This is a genomic window from Mesorhizobium sp. RCAM 05099 (assembly GCF_059683685.1).
The window spans coordinates 2,953,318-2,974,620 of sequence record NZ_CM185035.1; the positions used below are offsets into that span (position 1 = coordinate 2,953,318).

The 21,303-nt window shown below is 63.5% G+C and carries 17 protein-coding genes and 3 pseudogenes; 15 read left to right on the forward strand and 5 right to left on the reverse strand.

Translation table 11 applies throughout. The features are described from left to right. The first annotated feature begins 53 nt into the window (after positions 1-53). From AC56QQ_RS14550 to AC56QQ_RS14600, 11 genes and pseudogenes are all read left to right on the forward strand, one after another. The gene (locus AC56QQ_RS14550; RefSeq protein WP_256751111.1) at positions 54-980 is read left to right on the forward strand and encodes a D-alanine--D-alanine ligase; all 927 of its coding nucleotides are present in this window, start codon (positions 54-56) and stop codon (positions 978-980) included. Next, a complete protein-coding gene (locus tag AC56QQ_RS14555) occupies positions 968-1,909 on the forward strand; it encodes a cell division protein FtsQ/DivIB (protein WP_497128125.1) in 942 nt (313 codons plus the stop codon). The genes AC56QQ_RS14550 and AC56QQ_RS14555 overlap by 13 nt, the downstream gene beginning before the upstream one ends. Continuing rightward, positions 1,906-3,212, forward strand: a pseudogene (ftsA, locus tag AC56QQ_RS14560) (cell division protein FtsA). Before AC56QQ_RS14555 ends, ftsA begins: the two are co-directional and overlap by 4 nt. Before the next feature lie 67 nt (positions 3,213-3,279). Beyond that, positions 3,280-4,959 carry a cell division protein FtsZ gene (gene ftsZ, locus AC56QQ_RS14565; RefSeq protein ID WP_497128127.1) on the forward strand — a complete coding sequence of 560 codons (1,680 nt, stop codon included), beginning with the start codon at positions 3,280-3,282 and terminating at the stop codon, positions 4,957-4,959. Between the two features lie 282 nt (positions 4,960-5,241). Continuing rightward, on the forward strand, positions 5,242-6,192 hold the full coding sequence (gene lpxC, locus AC56QQ_RS14570) for a UDP-3-O-acyl-N-acetylglucosamine deacetylase (RefSeq protein ID WP_489862086.1): 951 nt from the start codon (positions 5,242-5,244) through the stop codon (positions 6,190-6,192). Positions 6,193-6,455: 263 nt separating this feature from the next. After that, complete coding sequence (locus AC56QQ_RS14575) at positions 6,456-7,325, forward strand: outer membrane protein assembly factor BamD (RefSeq protein ID WP_497128129.1); 870 nt, start codon at positions 6,456-6,458, stop codon at positions 7,323-7,325. Positions 7,326-7,445: 120 nt separating this feature from the next. Continuing rightward, entirely contained in the window at positions 7,446-9,119 is a 1,674-nt protein-coding gene (recN, locus tag AC56QQ_RS14580) for a DNA repair protein RecN (RefSeq protein WP_497128131.1), read from the forward strand. Positions 9,120-9,377: 258 nt separating this feature from the next. Beyond that, positions 9,378-11,582: an NAD-dependent DNA ligase LigA gene (ligA, locus tag AC56QQ_RS14585; RefSeq protein ID WP_497128133.1), complete on the forward strand. Its 2,205-nt coding sequence runs from the start codon at positions 9,378-9,380 to the stop codon at positions 11,580-11,582. Next, entirely contained in the window at positions 11,582-12,274 is a 693-nt protein-coding gene (locus AC56QQ_RS14590) for a DUF2461 domain-containing protein (protein WP_497128135.1), read from the forward strand. The genes ligA and AC56QQ_RS14590 overlap by 1 nt, the downstream gene beginning before the upstream one ends. Before the next feature lie 112 nt (positions 12,275-12,386). Beyond that, positions 12,387-13,115, forward strand: coding sequence for an AzlC family ABC transporter permease (locus AC56QQ_RS14595; protein WP_497128137.1), 729 nt, complete (start codon positions 12,387-12,389; stop codon positions 13,113-13,115). Beyond that, on the forward strand, positions 13,112-13,408 hold the full coding sequence (locus AC56QQ_RS14600) for an AzlD family protein (RefSeq protein ID WP_497128139.1): 297 nt from the start codon (positions 13,112-13,114) through the stop codon (positions 13,406-13,408). Before AC56QQ_RS14595 ends, AC56QQ_RS14600 begins: the two co-directional genes overlap by 4 nt. 184 nt (positions 13,409-13,592) lie before the next feature. Here AC56QQ_RS14600 and AC56QQ_RS14605 read toward each other — a convergent pair. The 3 genes and pseudogenes from AC56QQ_RS14605 to AC56QQ_RS14615 all read right to left on the reverse strand — a co-directional run bounded on the left by AC56QQ_RS14605 (position 13,593) and on the right by AC56QQ_RS14615 (position 17,104). Beyond that, positions 13,593-15,436 (reverse strand): annotated as a pseudogene (locus AC56QQ_RS14605) (aminopeptidase P family protein). Between the two features lie 130 nt (positions 15,437-15,566). Then, a complete protein-coding gene (locus tag AC56QQ_RS14610) occupies positions 15,567-16,439 on the reverse strand; it encodes a 50S ribosomal protein L11 methyltransferase (protein ID WP_497128141.1) in 873 nt (290 codons plus the stop codon). A gap of 86 nt (positions 16,440-16,525) precedes the next feature. Next, a complete protein-coding gene (locus AC56QQ_RS14615; protein WP_497128143.1) occupies positions 16,526-17,104 on the reverse strand; it encodes an SCO family protein in 579 nt (192 codons plus the stop codon). A gap of 194 nt (positions 17,105-17,298) precedes the next feature. Here AC56QQ_RS14615 and AC56QQ_RS14620 point away from each other — a divergent pair. The 3 genes and pseudogenes from AC56QQ_RS14620 (at position 17,299) to AC56QQ_RS14630 (ending at position 19,195) form a co-directional block, all read left to right on the forward strand. Next, a pseudogene (locus AC56QQ_RS14620) lies at positions 17,299-17,786 on the forward strand (CreA family protein). A gap of 85 nt (positions 17,787-17,871) precedes the next feature. Beyond that, positions 17,872-18,513, forward strand: a complete 642-nt coding sequence (locus AC56QQ_RS14625; RefSeq protein ID WP_489862079.1) for a DapH/DapD/GlmU-related protein — start codon at positions 17,872-17,874, stop codon at positions 18,511-18,513. 256 nt (positions 18,514-18,769) lie between these two features. After that, the gene (locus AC56QQ_RS14630; protein ID WP_489862078.1) at positions 18,770-19,195 is read left to right on the forward strand and encodes a low affinity iron permease family protein; all 426 of its coding nucleotides are present in this window, start codon (positions 18,770-18,772) and stop codon (positions 19,193-19,195) included. Positions 19,196-19,282: 87 nt separating this feature from the next. Here AC56QQ_RS14630 and AC56QQ_RS14635 read toward each other — a convergent pair whose 3' ends face one another. After that, positions 19,283-20,149, reverse strand: a complete 867-nt coding sequence (locus AC56QQ_RS14635; RefSeq protein WP_489862077.1) for an SDR family NAD(P)-dependent oxidoreductase — start codon at positions 20,147-20,149, stop codon at positions 19,283-19,285. A 156-nt stretch (positions 20,150-20,305) separates the two neighbouring features. Here AC56QQ_RS14635 and AC56QQ_RS14640 point away from each other — a divergent pair, with 156 nt between their 5' ends. After that, the gene (locus AC56QQ_RS14640) at positions 20,306-20,587 is read left to right on the forward strand and encodes a hypothetical protein (RefSeq protein WP_091580374.1); all 282 of its coding nucleotides are present in this window, start codon (positions 20,306-20,308) and stop codon (positions 20,585-20,587) included. A 59-nt stretch (positions 20,588-20,646) separates the two neighbouring features. Here AC56QQ_RS14640 and AC56QQ_RS14645 read toward each other — a convergent pair whose 3' ends face one another. After that, on the reverse strand, positions 20,647-21,222 hold the full coding sequence (locus AC56QQ_RS14645) for a TMEM175 family protein (protein WP_489862076.1): 576 nt from the start codon (positions 21,220-21,222) through the stop codon (positions 20,647-20,649). Positions 21,223-21,303 lie beyond the last annotated feature (81 nt).

Below are 21,303 nucleotides of genomic sequence, written 5' to 3' on the forward strand. Positions count from 1 at the left end.
AATGTTGCGGAAAATCTTGGTTTTTGGTCCGCCGTGAGAGGGGATGCCGGGGAATGAAAAGCAAGCATGTGGCCGTCCTGCTGGGTGGTTTTTCGTCCGAGCGGCCCGTGTCTCTGTCCTCCGGAAAGGCTTGTGCCGATGAACTGGAGAAGGAAGGTTACCAGGTCACGCGCGTCGATGTCGGGCGCGACGTCGGGTCGGTGCTCGCCGAGCTCGGGCCCGATGTCGCCTTCAACGCGCTGCATGGTCCATTCGGCGAGGATGGCACCATCCAGGGCATCCTTGAATATCTCGGCATTCCCTATACCCATTCCGGCGTGCTCGCCTCGGCGCTGGCCATGAACAAGGAGCAGGCCAAGCGGATTGCCAAATCAGTCGGCGTCCCGGTCGCCGAATCGAAGGTTGCAAGCCGCTTCGCCATCCAGAGCAAGCATCCGATGAAGCCGCCCTATGTGGTCAAGCCGGTCAATGAGGGTTCGAGCTTCGGCGTCGTCATCGTGCATGAGGGGCAGTCGCATCCGCCGCAGGTCATCGGCTCGTCGGAGTGGAAATATGGCGATACCGTCATGGTCGAGCGCTACGTCCATGGGCGGGAGCTGACCTGCGCGGTGATGGGCGATGTGGCGCTCGGTGTCTGCGAGATCATCCCGACCGGCCATTCCTTCTACGACTATGATTCAAAATATGTCGCTGGCGGATCAAAGCACGAATGCCCCGCAAAAGTTTCACCGAATATTTACCAAAAAATACAAACACTGGCGCTCAAGGCTCACCAAGCGATCGGCTGTCGGGGCGTTTCCCGGTCGGACTTCCGTTATGACGATCGTCACTCCGAAAACGGCGAGGTTGTCTGGCTCGAGGTCAACACCCAGCCGGGCATGACGCCGACGTCTTTGGTGCCTGAAATCGCCGCCCAGGCCGGGCACTCGTTTGGCGATTTGTTGAGTTGGATGGTGGAGGACGCTTCGTGTCTGCGTTGAAATGGGGACAAGGCAAGGGGGAGGGCGTGGCTGGGCCGGCGCTGTTCGGTCTGCCGTTGTCGTCAGGCCATTTCGTGCTGCCGCGTGTGCTTCGCCGCCCGGTGCGCATTCTGGCGCGCCTGGGCGTGGGTGATTTCCAGGCGCCGCGCTTTTCCGCCGCGATTCTGTCGGGCGTGCTGATCGCCTCGAGCAGTGCCTATGGCGCCTATCTCGGTGGTGATGTCGATGGCATCGTTCAAGGCATCACGGCCCGCACCGGTTTCGCCGTCGATCAGGTCAAGGTGGTCGGCAATCGCCAGACTTCCGAGATCGATATCCTCGACAGGCTGGAACTCGACGGCTGGACGTCGCTGATCGGTTTCAATGCCGAGGCGGCGCGCGAGCGGATCTCCAGCCTGCCGTGGATCGAGGTTGCCGCAGTCCGCAAGGTCTATCCGCATACGCTGGAGGTGCGCGTCGAGGAGCGCGAGCCCTTCGCGCTCTGGCAGCAAGGCAATGATCTGTCCGTCATCGAGAAGGATGGCGCCGTGATCGCGCCGTTCTCGGGTGGCAAGCAGGTGCTGTTGCCGTTGCTGATCGGCGCCGGCGCGCCGGCCAAGGCGCCGGATTTCCTAGCCAAGATCGAAAAATATCCCGAGCTCGCGAGCCGGGTCAAAGGCTATGTCCGTGTCGGCGAGCGGCGCTGGGACCTGAAGCTGGACAACGGCATCACCGTCAAGCTCCCCGAGGATGGCGAGGACCAGGCGATCGCCGAGCTCGTCAGCATGGATCATGACAAAGGGCTGTTGTCGCGCGACATCGCCGCCGTCGACATGCGCCTGTCCGATCGGCTGGTCGTGCAGCTGACGCCGGAGGCGGCGACGCAGCGCGAAGCCGCACTCAACGAGAAACCGAAGAGCCTGAAGCGCAAGCCGGAGACGAAGATATGAGCTGGCTTGGCGGTCATGGCGATGCCTCGTCGCGCCGATCCGGCACCTTGACGGTGCTGGATGTCGGTTCGAGCAAGGTCTGCTGCATGGTGGCGAAGCTGAAGCCGCGCGATGACGGCCAGTTGCTGCGCGGCCGTTCGCACCGCATCCAGGTGATCGGCATCGGCCATCAGAAGTCGCAAGGCGTGAAGTCGGGTGTCGTCATCGATCTCGACCGGGCCGAGCATGCCATCCGCCTTGCCGTCGACGCGGCCGAGCGCATGGCGGGGCTGACGGTCGATTCCCTGATCGTCAACATGACGGCCGGCCGGCTGAAGAGCGAAGCTTTCGCCGCCACCATCAACCTTGGCGGCCACGAGGCCGACGAGGCCGACATCAAGCGCGTGCTTGGCGCCGGCGCAAAGCAGGCGATGAAGGCCGAGCGCGAGGTGGTCCATTCGCTGCCCGTGGGCTTCTCGCTGGATGCCGAACGCGGCGTGCGCGATCCGCGCGGCATGGTCGGCGACGCGCTCGGTGTCGACATGCATGTGCTGACGGGTGACGCAGCACCTATGCGCAATCTGGAGCTTTCCATCAACCGTTCGCACCTGTCGGTCGAGCGTATGGTGGCGACGCCTTATGCCAGCGGGCTGGCGGCCCTGGTCGACGACGAGCTGGAAATGGGCGCTGCCTGCATCGACATGGGCGGCGGCACGACCACGATCTCGGTGTTTTCGGAAGGCAAGTTCGTCCATGGCGATGCGATCGCCATCGGCGGCAACCATGTCACGCTGGACATGGCCAAGGGGCTTTCGACCTCGCTCGATGCCGCCGAACGGCTGAAGGTGATGCATGGTTCGGCGCTGCCGGGCAGCGCCGACGACCGCGACCTGGTTTCGATCCATCCGATCGGCGACGATGGTGACGTGCCGCTGCAGATCCCGCGTTCGGTGATGACGCGCATCGTGCGCGCCCGCATCGACGAGACGCTCGAACTGTTGCGCGATCGGCTGAACAAGTCAGGCTACGGCAATGCGGTGGGCAAGCGCGTCGTCCTGACCGGCGGCGCCAGCCAGCTTGCCGGCCTGCCGGAGGCGGCGCGGCGCATCCTGGGACGCAATGTACGCATAGGCCGACCGCTCGGCGTGGCTGGCCTGCCGGAAGCGGCGAAGGGGCCGGCCTTCTCGGCCGCGGTGGGGCTTCTGATCTATCCGCAGATGGCGAGCTTCGAGAGCCATCCGGCAAAGGAATTTCCGGTCTCAGGATGACCGGAACGGGCGGAAAACTGCATCGCATGAGTCAGTGGTTGAGAGACAGTTTCTAATTGACGGGGACAGCCCCAATAGGCGGCCGCGGCGGCGAAGCGGCGTGAAAGGCAAAGGACGGAGACAATGACCATCAATCTGCAAAAGCCGGACATCACCGAGCTTAAGCCGCGCATCACCGTGTTCGGTGTCGGCGGCGGCGGCGGCAATGCCGTCAACAACATGATCACCGCCGGCTTGCGCGGTGTCGAGTTCGTGGTGGCCAACACCGACGCGCAGGCGCTGACCATGTCGAAGGCCGATCGGCTGATCCAACTCGGCGCGCATGTCACCGAGGGCCTCGGCGCCGGGTCGCAACCCGAAGTCGGCCGCGCGGCGGCGGAAGAATGCATCGACGAGATCATCGATCACCTGTCCAACACCCATATGTGCTTCGTCACCGCCGGCATGGGCGGCGGCACCGGCACCGGTGCCGCTCCGGTCGTGGCGCGCGCTGCCCGTGAGAAGGGGATTCTCACCGTCGGCGTCGTCACCAAGCCGTTCCACTTCGAAGGCCAGCGCCGCATGAAGACCGCCGATCTGGGCATCGAGGAACTGCAGAAATGCGTCGATACCCTGATCGTCATCCCCAACCAGAACCTGTTCCGGCTGGCCAATGACAAGACCACCTTTGCCGACGCCTTCGCCATGGCCGACCAGGTGCTCTATTCCGGGGTTGCCTGCATCACCGACCTGATGGTCAAGGAAGGCCTGATCAATCTCGACTTCGCCGACGTGCGTTCGGTCATGCGCGAGATGGGCAAGGCGATGATGGGCACCGGCGAGGCTTCCGGCGAGGGCCGCGCGATGGCCGCCGCCGAAGCGGCGATTGCCAACCCGCTGCTCGACGAGACCTCGATGAAGGGTGCCAAGGGCCTGTTGATCTCGATCACCGGCGGGCGCGACTTGACGCTGTTCGAAGTCGACGAGGCGGCGACCCGCATCCGCGAGGAGGTCGACCAGGACGCCAACATCATCCTCGGCGCCACCTTCGACGAAGAGCTGGAAGGTGTCATCCGCGTCTCGGTGGTCGCCACCGGTATCGACAAGACGGCGGCGGAGATTGCCGCCGCGCCGATCTCGATCCGCACGGCGCCGCCGAAGCAGGCCAGCCGTCCGGCCGTTGCCGCGGTGGAAAGCCGCCCTGCGCCGGTCCAGCAGGCAGTGTACGAGCCGCGCGGTATGGACCCGGTCGCCGAAGCCATCCATCTGGCCGAGGCCAATGCCGCGGCCATGGCCCAGGCCCGCCCGGCTCCCGTCGCCCAAGCGGACGATTTCCGCCCGCAGAGCAAGATCTTCCAGGCGCCGCCCGCACAGCCGCAGCCGGTGGTCCAGCAGGTGATGCAGCCATCTCCGCAGCCGCGTGAGATGCTGCAGCGCGAAGCCCCGCAGCCGGTTGCGATGGCACCGCAGCGGATGCCTCGCGTCGAGGACTTCCCGCCCGTCGTGAAGGCCGAGGTGGATGCCAAGAGCCGTCCGGCCGACCATGAGAACAACAGCGGACCGATGGGCCTGCTGAAGCGCCTGACCAACGGCCTGACCCGCCGCGAAGAAGAGCCAGCAAGGCTGCAGCCGGCCCAGCCGCGTGAACCCAAGCTGCGCCAGGCCGCACCGGAAGTGCGCCGTCTCGCCAGCCAGGATGCGCAGCTCTATGCGCCGCGCCGCGGTCAACTGGATGACCAGGGCCGCCTGACGCCGCAGGTCAGATCGACTCAGGACGACGATCAGCTGGAGATTCCGGCGTTCCTGCGCCGCCAAGCCAACTGATTGGTAAACGGGTTGTAATAATTATTAACAGGCGAGCAAGGAATTGCTTGCCTGTTAACGTTTTAAATCCTGTAATTTCAAGCGCTTAGAAAGTCGCGCACGTTCCATCTCGCGGTTACAAAGGGTAAGAAACCGTGATTTGGAGACTCCCTCCCGGGACATTATCTTCGCTGCCTACCATAGTCGGTTTGCCGGGATTTCGGGGGAAGTAGCCCTGCCTGCCGATTTCAAACAAGAGCCGCGCCCTCGGGCTGGAGAAGCGGACCTAGGCATTACGGGCTTATGGGGATTGTCTTGCACGACTATCAGACGACATTGAAGACGCGCGCGTCGCTTACTGGCACCGGCGTCCACAGCGGCAAGGAAGTTTCCATAAGCTTTGTGCCAGCGGATGCCGACACTGGCATCGTTTTCCAGCTTTTCAAGGGTAGCGAACAGGGCCGCGAGTTCCGCGCCCTGGTCTCCGAGGTCGGCGCTACCGACCTGTGCACCATGCTTGGCGATCCCGCGGGCGAGCACATCGCCACGGTCGAGCACATCATGGCCGCGCTGTTCGGGCTTGGCATCGACAATGTCGCCATCGAGATCGACGGCCACGAGGTTCCCATCCTTGATGGCAGCGCCATGGCGTTTGTCGAAGCCATCGACCAGGCGGGGATTGAGACGCTGCCGATCAAGCGGCGCTACATCAGGGTCATGAAGCCGGTCCGCATCGAGAACGGCGCCTCCTGGGCGGAATTCAGGCCCTATGACGGCACCCGCTTCGAGATCGAGATCGACTTCGAAAGCCCCGCAATCGGCCGTCAATTGTTCGCTTCCGACCTCAATGCCGATATTTTCCGCCGCGACATCGCGCGCGCCCGCACCTTCGGCTTCATGAAGGATGTCGAGCGGTTGTGGGCCGCCGGCTACGCGCTCGGCTCGTCGCTCGAGAACTCGCTGGTGATCGGTGACGACAACCGCGTCATCAACATGGGAGGCTTGCGCTATCCCAACGAATTCGTTCGCCACAAGACGCTTGACGCCATGGGCGACCTGGCGCTGGCCGGCGCCCGCTTCATCGGCTGCTTCCGCTCCTACCGGGGCGGCCACAGGCTGAATGCCGCCGCATTGCGCCGTCTGCTGTCGGACCGTGCGGCGTTCGAGATTGTCGAAACGACGCGCCGCGAGCGCGGCCGCGCGGCCGAGATGAACGCCGTCAATGCGCCCCTCTACGCGCCCTGGATGATCTGATTTTCTCAACTTTTTCGGATTCCACGGCGGGGAGCTGGTGTTGCATGAATGCACCACCTGCCGGCGAAATAGCATGGATGTTCAAGCTGCGTCCGACCGCCACAAAAATGTGCGATTGGCCGGAGATAGCGTTGCCGGGTAGGGCGATTATGGTTTATGGCTGCTGCCGTTGACTGGTGCATGTCGCCCAAAAGTGGGAGCCGGTTTTGGGACAACGACATGCAGAGCACATTAAAGTAACGCCGAAAGGGCGGAATCCAATCATGTTCTTCAAGCGAGTTGGTCAATCGAAAGCGCCGCAGCGGGCTGTTTTCCTGGCGCTTTCGGTGGTTGTTCCATCGCTCTTCCTGTCGGCCTGCATGTCGTCGGAGAAAGATATCGACCTGTCGACCTATGTCGACCAGACCGAACCGGCCGATGTTCTCTACAATCAGGGCCTCGCCAATCTGAATGCCGGGCGCCTGCAAGAGGCGAGCCGCAAGTTCGACGCGGTCGACCGCCAGCACCCCTATTCGGAATTCGCTCGCAAATCGATGGTGATGGGCGCCTTCGCCGATTATCGCCAGGGCAACTACGATGAGGCCATCGGTTCGGCCAAGCGCTATCTCACGCTTTACCCGTCGACCGATGATGCCGCCTATGCGCAATACATCATTGGGCTGAGCTACTATCGCCAGATCAAGGACGTGACGCAGGACCAGAAGGAAGCGCGCCTGACCATGCAGACGATGCAGGATCTGGTGACGCGCTGGCCGACATCGGAATATGTCGACGACGCCAAGGAAAAGATTCGCTTCGCCAACGATCAGCTGGCCGGCAAGGAAATGCAGATCGGCCGCTACTATCTCGAGCGGCGAGAATACATCGCCGCGGTCAAGCGCTTCCGTAACGTGGTTGAGAACTATTCCAACACGCGCCATGTCGAGGAAGCGTTGGCTCGCCTGACCGAAAGCTATTACGCGATGGGGCTGACCTCGGAGGCGCAGACCGCCGCCGCCGTGCTTGGCACCAACTACCCCGACAGCCCGTGGTACAAGGATTCATACAAGCTGCTACAGAGCAATGGGCTTGCGCCGCGCGAGAATGCCGGGTCGTGGATATCCAAGGCCGGGAAGCTGATCACCGGCGCCTGACCCCAGAGCATCGGACCGAAGCGTGCGCAGCGGTTTTCGGATTGATCCGATGCTCAAACAAAAAGATAGTGCGACGCTGCGATTCCAATTGGTCGCATGCCGCTCTAGGTCCAGGTTCTGATGCTATCCAGACTGTCGATCCGCGATATCGTCCTGATCGAGAAGCTGGACATTGATTTTGCGCCGGGTCTTTCGGTGCTGACCGGCGAAACCGGTGCCGGCAAATCCATCCTGCTCGATGCCTTGTCGCTGGCGCTCGGCGCGCGCGGCGACGCCTCGCTGGTTCGCCATGGCGCGGCGCAAGGCCAGGTTATCGCCGTTTTCGACGTGCCGCGCAATCATCCCGCCCGAGCGCTGCTTGCCGACAACGCAATCGACGATGATGGCGACATCATCCTGCGCCGCCTGCAGACGGCCGACGGCCGCACCCGCGTCTTCGTCAACGACCAGCCCTCCAGCGTAACCTTGATGCGCGATGTCGGCCGCGCGCTGGTCGAAATCCACGGCCAGCACGATGAACGCGCCCTGGTTGATCCCGGCGCCCATCGCGAGGTGCTCGATGCTTTTGGCGGCCATCTCGGAGCCGTTCGTTCAACCGGCGAGGCATGGCGGCACTGGCGCGCCTGCGAGCAGGAGCTTTCCCGACATCGTGCCAAGGTGGCGGCAGCAGCGCGCGAGGCCGATTATCTGCGTGCGGCGGTCGCGGAGCTGACAAAGCTCGACCCGCAGCCGGGGGAGGAGACCGATCTTGCCGAGCTGCGCGCGTCGATGATGCGGGCCGAGAAGATCGCATCGGAAATCCATGATGCGCAGGATGTGCTTTCCGGCCCGTCCTCGCCCCTGCCGCAACTGGCGAGCCTGTTGCGCCGGCTGCAACGCAAGGTGACGGAGGCGCCCGGCCTGCTCGATGACGTGGTCAAGTCGCTCGACGAGGCGATGCTGTCGCTCGACGCGGCGCAGTCGGGCGTCGAGGCCGCACTGCGCGCCACCGAATATGACCCGCAGCGGCTGGAGAAGGCCGAGGAGCGGCTTTTTTCATTGCGCGCGGCTTCCCGCAAGCACAGCGTCGCCGTCGACGACCTGGCGCAATTGCGCGATACGATGTCGGCCGACCTCGCCGATCTCGATGCCGGCGAGGAGCGCCTGCACGGGCTGGAGAAGCAGGCCGCCGCGGCGCGCGAGACCTACGACATTGCCGCCGCACAGCTCTCCTCGCTTCGTCATGCGGCCGCGGTCGGCCTGACCAAGGCCGTCATGGCCGAACTGCCGGCGCTGAAACTCGAGCGCGCCGCCTTCATCGTCGAGATGAAGAGCGAGGCCGAGAGCCGCATGGAAGAAGGCATCGACCAGATCGAGTTCTGGGTGCGCACCAATCCCGGCACACGGCCCGGGCCGATGATGAAGGTGGCGTCCGGTGGCGAACTCTCGCGCTTCCTTTTGGCGCTGAAGGTGGCGCTGGCCGATCGTGGCTCGGCGCCGACACTGGTGTTCGATGAAATCGACACCGGTGTGGGCGGCGCCGTCGCGGACGCCATCGGCCAGCGGCTGGCGCGACTGTCGAAGCGCGTCCAGGTGCTTTCGGTGACCCACGCGCCACAAGTGGCGGCGCGCGCGGCGACGCATTTCCTGATCTCCAAGTCGGGCAGCGCCGATCGCGTCGCGACCGGCATTGCCGAGATGGACCGACCGGCGCGGCAGGAAGAGATCGCGCGCATGCTGGCCGGCGCCACCATCACCGACGAGGCGCGCGCCGCCGCCGAGCGCCTGCTGCGCGAGAACACGGCCGCTTCCTGACCGCATGGTCGCCGAGCCGGCATGATCCGGGCTTTGGCACGGAGTCAGCTTGTGGCGCCATCCTGCTGTTTCGGCGCGGTTTTGTCAGAATTTTGGCTCCCTTGAATCCGAAAGCTGATCTATGGTCGCGGACCACCAAAGCGCGTCGCGTCCGAACGGATTCGGGCGACGCGCTTTGGGTCTTTGTTTTATGCATGTCGTTCTCCCAAAACCGGAGCCACTTTTGGGCGGCATGCACTGGGAGCCGGATCTGAAACCATGTCGGAAAAACCAGTCGATGCCCTGACGGAAAGCGAGGCCGAGGCCGAGCTGAAACGCCTGGCGGAGGAGATCGCCGAGCACGACCGGCACTACCATACCGAGGACGCGCCTGTTATCACGGACGCGGAATATGATGCGCTGACGCGGCGCAACCTCGCCATCGAACAGCGCTTCCCCGCGCTCGTGCGCGAGGATTCGCCATCACGCAGGGTGGGTGCAGCGCCGGCCGAAGGTTTTGCAAAGGTACGCCATGCCGTGCCGATGCTCAGCCTCGCCAAGGCCTATACCCATGAGGATGTCGCCGATTTCATCGAACGTGGCCGGCGGTTCTTCGACCGCGACAAGGACCTCGACATCGCCTTCACGGCCGAGCCGAAGATCGACGGGCTGTCGGCTTCGCTGCGCTATGAAGGCGGCGTGTTCGTGCAGGGCGCAACGCGCGGCGACGGCACGGTCGGCGAGGACATCACCGCCAATCTCAAGACCATCGCCGACATCCCAAAGACCTTGAAGGGCTCGGGCTGGCCGGAGGTCATCGAGATACGCGGCGAGGTCTACATGACCTACGCGGAATTCGAGGCACTGAAGGAACGGTCGGCGGCGGCCGGCGGTCAGGATTACGTCAATCCGCGCAACACGGCGGCAGGGTCGCTGCGGCAGAAGGATCCATCCGTCACCGCCAGCCGCAACCTCAAATTCTTTGCCTATGCGTGGGGCTATACAACGGAGGATCCCGCTCCGACCCAATATGAATCGGTGCAGAGATTCGCCGATTGGGGGTTCAAGATCAGTCCGCTGATGGTGCGGGCGAAGTCGGCCGACGAGTTGATCGCGCACTATCATCGGATCGAGGAACAGCGCTCGTCGCTGGGCTATGACATCGATGGCGTCGTCTACAAGGTCGACCAGCTGGAACTGCAGCGCAGATGGGGTTTCGTCACCGGCGAACCGCGCTGGGCCGTCGCGCACAAATTCCCGGCCGAACAGGCGATGACGATCGTGCAGAAGATCGACATCCAGGTCGGCCGCACCGGCACGCTGGCACCGGTTGCGCGGCTTGCGCCTGTCACGGTTGGCGGCGTCGTGGTCGAGAATGTCACGCTTCACAACGAAGATTATATCAAGGGTCTGGACAGTACCGGCCAGCCGATCCGCGACGGCATTGACGTGCGCATCGGCGACACGGTGGTGATCCAGCGGGCAGGGGACGTCATTCCGCAGATCGTCAGCGTCGTCATCGACAAGCGTCCGCCCGATGCCGTGCCTTACGAATTCCCGCACACCTGCCCGATCTGCGGTTCGCCGGCCACGCGCGAGATCAACGAGAAGACCGGCAAGGAAGATTCGCGCCGACGCTGCACCGGTGAACTGATCTGTCCGGCGCAGGCCGTGGAAGGACTGCGCCATTTCGTGTCGCGCGGCGCCATGGATATCGAAGGCCTGGGCGCCGAGAACATCGATATCTTCTTCAATGCCGGACTGATCAAGACAGCCGCCGATATCTTCACGCTCAGGGATCGGCGCTCCGCCGTCACCAAGGCGCTGGCCGAGCGGCGCGAGGAGCAGGCCGGGCAGCGCGAGGCCGCCTCGGGCAAGACGCGCAAGAATGTGCGCAGTGTCGAGGAACGCAACTACGAAGGCCTCGACAAGCTCTTCGCTGCCATCGACGCTCGCCGCGAGCCGGAACTCGATCGTTTCATCTTCGCGCTGGGCATCCGCCATATCGGCGAAACGACGGCCGCCGTGCTTGCCCGAACCTTTTCGACCATCGAGGAACTGATCCGTGTCGGCAAGGAGACAGCGGCGGCGGCCGATCCACACACCGTTTTCCCATCGGTCAACGGCATCGGCGACACGGTGATCGGCGCGCTGCGCGATTTCTTCGGCAATGAACGCAACGACGATGTGCTCGAAGCACTGCTCGCGCAGGTCAAGCCGAAGCCGTACATCGTGAACGTCTCGGCGGACAGCGTGGTCGCCGGCAAGACGATCGTGTTCACGGGCTCGCTGGAAAAGATGACGCGCTCCGAAGCCAAGGCGATGGCAGAACGTCTCGGCGCCAAGGTGGCGGGCTCGGTTTCGGCGAAGACCGATCTTGTCGTGGCCGGACCGGGCGCCGGCTCCAAGCTCAAGCTGGCCAGCGAACTCGGCATCGAGGTGATCGACGAGGACGCCTGGCTGGAGCGGATCGGCAAGGCGTGATGGAAAGTGCATTCAAAGGCTTCGGCCAAAAGGCCATTCCGTTCCTGAAGGCGCTCGATTTCCACCAGAGCCGGGAGTGGTTCCTGGAAAACCGAGACCTGTTCGAAAGGGAATTGCGCGAGCCGTTTGGCGATCTGGTCGAAACGCTGACGGAGCGTTTCGCGGCAGCGGGGCTCGGCCTGCGCGGCGACCGCAAGAAGTCGCTGTTCCGGATCAACCGCGACGTGCGCTTCGCCAAGGACAAGCGGCCTTACAACCGGCATTTGTCCGCCATTCTGTCGCCCGACGGCACCAAGATGGAGCAGGGCGTGTTCTACGTCCATATCGGGCTTGAAGGTTGCTTTGCCGGCGTTGCCTGGTGGCAGCCGGGGGCCGTGCTGCTGTTGGCGATGCGCAGGGCCATCGCGACGCAGCCCGACAAGTTTCGCGCCATGGTGAAGGCGTTGAAGAAAAACGGACTCGAACTCGACACCGAAGGCTGCATGAAGCGCACGCCACGCGGCTTCGATGATGTCACCGACGCGGATCTTGTCGCCGCCATCCGCAATCGGCATTTTGTCGTTCGCCACGCAATCGATCCGGCTGGAATCCATGATCCGGCACTGGTCGACGAACTCGTCGATTTTACCGTACGCGCCAAGCCGCTGCTCGACTGGGGCAGGGCGATAGAGGGCAAAGTCCTCGCGGACTAGCCATTCGACAGGGCGCCGTGACGATCATTTCCGCTGATCGTTTGGCTCAAGCGAATTCGTGTGACAAGGCCGGCGGCGCTTCCTACATCAGGCCCTTGCCCAGGGAGTGGTCATGACGGCAGAAGCAATTTCCGAAAGCCGCGCGAAGAGCGATTTCTGGCAGGGCGTGCGGCTCTCGATGCCTGTTGTCGTGGCGTCGGCGCCGTTCGCGGTGCTGTTCGGGGCGCTTGCCGTCGACAATGGCTTCTCGGTCTTCGAAGCCTTTCTGATGAGCGCGCTGGTCTTTGGCGGCGCCAGCCAGATGGTCGGCATCCAGCTGTTTGGCCAGCATGTCGCGCCGTGGCTGATCGTGCTGTCGATCTTTGCCGTCAACTTCCGCCATGTTCTCTATTCCGCCGGCATCGGCCGGCGCATCGCGCATTGGCCGATCATTCAACAGGCGCTTGGCTATTTCATCCTCACCGATCCGCAATTCGCGGTGGCCGAGGCGAGGGCGGCGTCCGGCCGGACGGTCGGCTTCGCCTGGTATCTGGGACTTGGCCTGCCGGTCTATGTGTTCTGGGTGATCGAAAGCGCGCTCGGCGCGGTGTTCGGCAAGCTCATCCCCGACACGCATGCGCTGGGGATCGATTTCCTATTGCCGATCTATTTTCTCGGCCTCGTGATGGGCTTCCGCAAGCGGCCCTTGTGGCTGCCGGTGGTCATCGCCAGTGCCGCCGCTTCCATCATCGCCTACAAGACGGTGGGCTCGCCCTGGCACGTCTCGATCGGCGCCGTTGCCGGCGTGCTGCTTGCCGTCATCCTGCCTCCCCACCACAGCGGCGTGAAGGCACGGCCATGAGCACGACATTCTGGATCATCATTGCCGGCGCGCTCGCCACCTATCTCACGCGCATCGGCGGGCATCTGGTCATCTCGCGCTTCGACAACATCCATCCGCGCGTCGAGGCCGGCCTCAACGCCGTGCCGGCGGCTGTGCTGACGACACTGGTGGCGCCGGAGCTTTTGAATGCCGGGCCGGCGGAATGGGCGGCGCTGGTCGTCACGGCCGTGGTTTCGCTGCGCGGCGGGCTGATGTCGATGTTCCTGGCCGGTGCTGCGGTGCTGATCCTCGCGCGGCAGTTCGTCGGATAGGCGTATCGATATTCAAGGTGATGACGGCCTGCAAACGGCTGATACCAGCGCTTCCGGTGCTCACGTACAGAAAAGCATGCTCCGCTCCGGTTCTCGGAAACCATCTTGTTTGGCCGCTTCGCGCCCGTCTTCGACTCCGGCTCGTCCTGACCTGAATCTCAATACGCCTTAGCCCCTCAAAAAATCAGATCTTCGCGTCGTGCGGCAGCGGTGCTGTCGCTTTCTCCAGCCAGGCCAGCGTTTCACCATCGAGCATCGGCCCGATCTCGGCCAGCACGCGCGCATGATATGCGTCGAGCCATTGCAGTTCGTCGCGCGTCAGGAGGTCGGTGCGCACCAGCCGCTTGTCGATCGGCGCGAGCGTCAGCGTCTCGAAGCCGTGCATGGCGATGTCGCCGCCTTCGACCTGTGCCGCCGGAGTGACCAGGATGAGGTTCTCGATGCGGATGCCGTAGGCGCCTTCCTTGTAATAGCCGGGCTCGTTGGACAGCATCATGCCCTCGAGCAGCTTTTCGGTTCCGGTGCGGGCGATGCGCTGTGGGCCTTCATGCACGGCAAGGTAGGAGCCGACGCCATGGCCGGTGCCGTGGGCGAAGTCGCAGCCATGCTTCCACAGCGCCATGCGCGCGACGGCATCGATCTCCGAGCCGCGCGTGCCGGCGGGAAAGCGCAGCGTGGAAATGCCGATCATGCCTTTCAGCACCAGCGTGAAGCGTTCTCGCATTTCCTCGGTCGGCTGGCCGACCGGCACGGTGCGGGTGATGTCGGTGGTGCCGTCCTGATATTGCCCGCCGGAATCGAGCAGGAACAGTTCGCCGGCCTGCAGCTTGCGGCTGGTGGCGCGCGACACCCGGTAATGCATGATGGCGCCGTTCGGGCCGGCGCCGGAAATGGTGTCGAAGGACACATCGCGCAGCGGCATCTGGGTTTCCTCGCCGGTCTGCCGGCGCGTCTCCTCCAGCCTGGTGACGACCGATATCTCGTCGAGCGAGCCCGGCTCTTGGCGCTCCAGCCAGCACAACAGCTTGGCCACCGCGGCGCCATCGCGGCGATGCGCGGCGCGAGAACCGTTGATCTCGGCCTGGTTCTTCGTCGCGCGCGGGATGCGGGCGGGATCTGGCGCGGCAATCACGGTGCCGCCATTGTCCTCGACCAGCATGCGCAACCTGTCGGCCGCCAGCACCGGGTCGAGCGCGATTTTCGCGCCACCCTTGGCGAGAGCCAAGATCGCCGCTTCGAATTCGTCGGGCTCGTGCAGATCGGCAAGCTGGGTGAGGTAGGCCGCGACCTGACGCGAGAATTTGCGCCGATCCATGAAAAGCTGGTGCGATCCGTCGGTCGCCAGTATGGCGAAGCCGAGCGCCAGCGGCGTGTGCGGCACGTCGCCGCCACGGATGTTGAAAGCCCAAGCGATGGAGGAGGGGTCGGTCAGCACGGCATGGGTGGCGCCGTCCTTGCCGATCGCCATCGCCAGCCGCGCCAGCTTGTCCTTGGCGAGTTCGCCAGCAAAGCCGATCGGGTGAAGCTCGACCAGGGCCACCGGCGCCTCGGGCTGATCCTTCCAGATGATGTCGATCGGGTTCTTGTCGAGTGGCACCAGCACGGCGCCGGACTTGTCGGCCGAGGCCTGCAACGCCTTGACCTCGCTTATGGTGTGCAGCCAGGGATCGAAGCCGAGCCGCGCACCCTTGCCGATGTTTTCCCAGAGCCAGGCAGCCGGCGGGTTGTCGACAAGGCTTTCGATCGAAAAGATGTCGAGATCGACCTCGCCCCGCACCTGCAGCGTATAGCGTCCATCGACAAAGACGAAGGCGCGGTCGCGCAGAACGATGGCGACACCGGCCGAGCCGCTGAAGCCGGTCAGCCATTTCAGCCGCGCCGAACGGTCGGCGACGTATTCCCCCGGTGCTCGTCGGCGCGTGGCACGATGAAGCCGTCCAGCCCGTTGGCCGCCAGCCATTGGCGCAGCAGCGCCACGCGCGGCTTGCCGACTGTCGGGTCGCCGGCGGAATCGAAGGTCTGGAACATGGTGGGCCTCCTTGTACTCGCGCGACCGTAGCGTATGGCCCTGGAAAGCGGAATCGATTTCCAGCCGGCGCAAACTGCTACAGCGCTGCCTGGCTGACAACCAAACGCGCTTGGTCCAGGCCGGCCGGTCTTAATGCTTGAGATGGATCGTTACCCAGCCTTCGCGGTGCAAGGTGCGCACGTGGCGGAAGTTCTGGCCGACATAGGCCGAGATCACGGCGTCGCGCTGGCGTTCGAGGATGCCTGACAGCACGATCGAGCCGCCTAGCGCGATGTGATCGGCCATTTGCGGCGCAAGCCGCATCAGCGGCCGAGCCAAAATGTTGGCGACGATGAGATCGAAAGGCGCGCGCTTGCCGAAGATCGGGTGATGAAAGCCCGGCGCGGTCACCGTTTCGACCAGCGCCTTGACGTGATTGAGCCGCGCATTGGCGGCAGCGACCCTCACGGCCACCGGATCGATGTCGGTGGCGAGCACCGGAATATGCGCCAGCTTGGCGACGGCGATGGCCAGCACCGCGCTGCCGGTGCCGAGGTCGAGCGCATTGCGCGAATGTTCGCGCCGCACGACCCTTTCCAGCATCTCCAGGCAGCCGGCGGTGGTGCCGTGGTGGCCGGTGCCGAAGGCAAGGCCGGCCTCGATCTCGATGGCGAGTTCGCCGCTGTGGCGCTTTCTGCGATCATGGGCGCCGTGGACGAAGAAACGCCCGGCACGCACCGGCTTCAACCCTTCCAGCGAGCGCGCCACCCAGTCGATGTCGGGCAGGGACTCACGTTCGACCGGCCTGGACAGCGCGAGGCCAGCAAGAACGTCCTTCACCCGCGCCTCGACCGCGTCGACATCGCCATCGGCATAGAGCGAGACTTCGTGGATGTCCTGGTCCTCATCGACCCCGAGCACGGCGATCGGCAGGCCCTCATCCTCGAAGGCGGCCTCGAACGCCGCGAAAATGAGGTCTGCCTCGCTCTTTCGGGTGATGAAATGAAGCCGCGTCTGGGTCATGAATGCGTTTCTTGTTTGAGCATGATCTCTGGACAAACGGAACCGTTTGTCTGAGAAAACCGGTTCCCGCTCTTGGGGATCATGCTCTAGCCCTTCGCCGCCAGCCGCTTCAATTTTGCGATTGCCGTATCCGCGCTTTCGCCATAGGCGATCGTGCCGGCGAATTCGCCCTTGGCGTTGAGCAGCAGCACCGAGGCGGTGTGGTCCATCGTGTAGTCGCCGTCGCCGGTGTCGACCTTCTTCCAATAGATGCCGAACGACTTGGCCATGGCATGGACCTTGTCCGGGTCGCCGGTGATGCCGGTGATGCGGTCGGAAAAATTGCTGACATAGGCGTTCATCACTTCCGGCGTGTCGCGCTCCGGATCGACAGAGACGAAATAGGCATCCAGGTTCTTGCCGTCGTCGCCGAGCGTCTTCAGCCAGCCGGCCAGCTCGAACAGCGTCGTCGGGCAGACCTCGGGGCAATGGGTGAAGCCGAAGAAGACGACGCTGGGCTGGCCCCTGAACGCGCCTTCGGTGATCGGCGTGCCCTTCTGGTCGACCAGGGTAAAGGCGGTGCCGAAAGGCTCGCCGCCATAATGGCCGCGGTACCAGTCGAAGGTCAGCCAGCCGATGCCGGCCGCCATCAGTACGAGAATGCCGACCAGAATAGAACGCATCATCAGTAAGGTCCGTCTGCAGAAACCATCGGTGGCGCCGGCTCCATGCCGCGCCAGCGCGACAGTCTTAGCGGTTCGACCCCGTCCAGGCAAAGTGCCGCGTTGCCGCAACAGCATATGGTGTTGACGTATCTGCTTGCAAAGCCAAGCTGTTCGCCCCACCTGAGACCGGAAGACTCGAACCGCGGGAGACTCCCTTGCGAAAACTGATCGGCGGCGCGCTGGCCGCATGTGTTGTCCTTGGCGCCGGTGCGGCCGTCGCCGAGGAAGTCGGCAAGGTCGGTGTCGACTGGCTCGGCAACGACATCATCGTCGAGGCGATCAAGGATCCGAGGTGGAGGGCGTGACTTGCCACGTCTCCTATTTCGATCGCGGCATCATCGACCGCCTGCACAAGGGCAACTGGTTCGAGGATCCTTCCGATTCCTCGATCTCCTGCCGCCAGACCGGACCGATCACCATCGGCGACATCGACATGAGCGAGGCCGGCGAGGAAGTTTTCAAGCAAGGCATCAGTCTGATCTGGAAGAAGCAGGTGGTGAACCGCATCTACGACAAGGCCAACGAGACGCTGATCTATCTGTCGCATTCGCGCCAGGTGCAGAACGGCTCGGCGAAAATGTCGGTCACCACCGTGCCGCTTTACGGCCAGAACGTCGTGTGGACCAACGGCAAGCCGAAGTAGGTGGATCTAACTCTTTCCCGGAACTGGTCTGACGGACGATTGGCCCCGCTTGCGGGGCCAATCGTCCGGGGGTAAAGCCGCCGGCATGGATCGTTCAGAACGTCTCGTCCCGAAGGACCCCGAGCCGCGCATCCATCCGACCGCGGAATTGAAGGGGTGCAAGCTCGGTCGCTATGCCTCGATCGGCGAGCGGGTGGTGCTGCGCGAAGTGACGGTTGGCGACTTCTCCTATTTCGAGCGCCATTCGGAAGCAATCTACGCGACGATCGGCAAATTCTGCTCGATCGCCGCCAACAGCCGCGTCAATGCGCTGGACCATCCCATCGAGCGGCTGACCCAGCACAAGGTCAGCTACCGGCCGAACGAGTATTTTCGCTGGCTGGGCGTCGATGCCTCGTTCCGCGAGCGACGCCAAGCGCAAGCCGTGACCATCGGTCATGACGTCTGGATCGGCCACGGTGCGGTGATCATGCCGGGCCTGCGTATCGGCAATGGCGCCGTCATCGGTGCCAATGCGGTGGTGACGCATGACGTGCCGCCCTACACGATCGTCACCGGCGTGCCGGCCAGACCACTCAGGCCACGTTTCGTCGCCGACATCGCGGCGCGCATCGAGCGCCTTGCCTGGTGGGACTGGCCGGTCGAAAAGCTGGCGAGGGCGGTTCCTGACATGCAGGCCATACCGATCGAGGCCTTCCTCGATCGCTGGGAAGACAGCGCGGTCTAAGCCGCATGCGAGCGCTTGAGCGTTCAGGGCATCAACGGGCCTATGCTCCGCGCCATGCGGGGTGGCGCGACGGAAGGCGCTGGAGGCAAACGCTGTGAAGCGGAGGGAGCAGGCTCTCTGCCTGTGGGAGTGGGTGTGTTTCCGCTTCTTCGCGCGAAGCGTGTATTGAATTGTGCCGGTTGTATTGTTTCCGGCGGGAACCTGAAGCGCCGCCAGTTGTTTCTCGTCGCACGGCAGCCATCGAGGGATCTCGATAATGGAAAAGCTCTTCACAAGGATCGCCAACACCGTCGCCCATCTCGCCGGCCTGCCGCCGACATTTGCCGCCTGTTGCCTGATCATCATCGTCTGGGCGCTGAGTGGGCCGCTGTTCGGCTTTTCGGACACCTGGCAGCTGGTCATCAACACCGGCACGACCATCATCACCTTTCTGATGGTGTTTCTCATCCAGAACACCCAGAACCGCGATGGCGCGGCGATCCAGGCCAAGCTGGATGAGCTGATCCGGGTCAGCGAGGGCCATAACCGCTTTATCGGCATCGAGCACCTGACCGAATCCGAGGTCGAGGAAATCCGCGACAAATGCGAGCGGGCGGCGAAGCGGCATGACGAGAAGATAGCAACGATGGCGGCAAAAAAGGCCGTGGCGCGCAAGCGCGGGCCGAAAAAGCAGGCGGCCTGAAGCGTCAGGGACTTAATTCGGAACCAGCATCGGTTTCTTGTTTGGCCATGATCTCTCCACGCCGGAGGTCAGTGCATGCAGTCATGTTCATTGTTTCATGAACGCAGCGAAGGGCTCCTTGTAGTCCGGATGCCAGCGCGACAAAGCGGGCCGGTTCTCGATGATGTCGCCGATCGCCCATGCCATGCGCTTTTCATCCAGCGGCCGTGCCGCCTCATTGTCCGGGCACAGGATGTAGAAGTCGCCCCTGGTCAGGGATTCCAGCATGAAATCAACAACCTGTTCGCCGGTCCAGGCGCCGGCCGGCTTCTCCGTCGCGCCTTCGGTCAGGCCGGTATAGGTGAAGCCGGGGATGAGCAGATGGGCGGCGACATGGGCGCCGGGTTCGTTGCGCAAGGCATGCGCCAGGCCTTCGGTGAAGGTCTTCACCCCGGCCTTGGAAACATTGTAGGCAAGATTGCCAGGCGGCGTGGTGATGCCTTGCTTGGAGCCGGTGTTGATGATCAGGCCGGGCTTGGCCGATGCCAGCATGCGCGGCGCGAACGCCTCGACGCCATGCACGATGCCCCAGAAGTTGATGTCCAGCAGCCGCTTCCAGGCGTCGCGGTTTTCCCAGGGCTTTCCCGGGTTGTTGCCGACGCCGGCATTGTTCATCAGCAGCGACACGTCGCCGAAGGCGCCGAACGCCCTGTCGGCGAGACGGTCCACGTCTTCCGCCTTCGAAACGTCGGCGGCGACAGGGAGCACCGCATCATCTCCGGCAATGGCCGCCACCGCGCGGGAGGCATCGTCAAGGCGTGCGCCGGCAACATCGGCGAGGACGATCTTCATGCCCATCAACGCAAGCCGTTTGGCGGCCGCGAGACCAATACCGCTGGCCGCGCCGGTGATGACGGCGGTGTTGCCCGGGCCAAGCGCGGGCAGGGCGGTCTGGATCTCGGCGTCGGTGATCATGGGCTATCGGTTCCTTCTTTCAGTGACGCCGAACTTAGCGCTGGAACGGGCTTGCGCAAGCCCGTCTCCACCCTTGTCCGCGTTCCACGGTTGTCCGGGTTGACCACTCCGGCCGAGGCTGCGCATGCTGCCTTGGCAAAAACGGAGATTTCCTGATTGACGGACTGGGTCGAAATTCTGAAGCAGCAGACCGCCACCGGCGACCAGATGGGCCGCGAGGTGCCACAGATGCTGGCCAACCCCGATATCAGCGAGGCACAGGTGAAGACGCTGTTTTCCGCGTTGGAGAAACAAGCCGAGTTCGTCGAGAAGCTGCGCATGGCGCTGGAAAAGTTCGGCCATGATTTCTCGATCATCAAGGCGGCGGAACGGCTGGAGGAACGCTATGCCGATCTTGCCGCTTCGGTGGCGGAAAAGCTGAAAGCGATGCGCACGTAGAGCAATTCCAGGAAAAGTGTGGAGCGGTTTTCCGTCCGGAATTGCGTCAAACAAAAGAGCTACTTTTCGACCATCCGAGCGAAACGCGTATCCGGCACGAGCCATACGGTCGCGACCATTACGTAGATCGCGACGCCAATCCATTGGCTGACAAAGGTGAGCGGGATCGCCGCGAGGTAGAAGGCGAGCGAGATCTTGCCCTTGCGGTCGCTGCCGAGAGCCCTGGCAAAGGCGCTGTCGCCGCCGTGAAGCCGGTGCAGAGCGCTGGTCAGGATGTTGAAGCCAATAGCGCATAGCGCAAGGTCGGCGCCATAGACGGCGACCGGCACCGGCGCGAAATGATTCTCGCCCATGAATGCCGTCGTTGCCGGCATCAGCGACAGCCAGAACAGCAGATTGAGGTTCGCCCACAGCACGCGGCCGTCGACGCGCTGCACCGTGTGGAACATGTTGTGCAGATTGTTCCAGTAGATGCCGACATTGATGAAGGACAATACGTAGCAGAGGAAGACAGGCCACAGCGGCACCAGGGCTGAAAGGTCCTCGCCATGCGGAACCTTCAGTTCAAGCACCATGATGGTGATGATGATCGCCACCACGCCATCGGTGAATGCCTCGACCCTGCCTTTGCCCATGGAACTCCCCCGAATGTCGGGCGAAATCTACGCGATGGCGGGACGTGCGGCTACCCGCCATGTGGCCGGGCGACCGGAAGA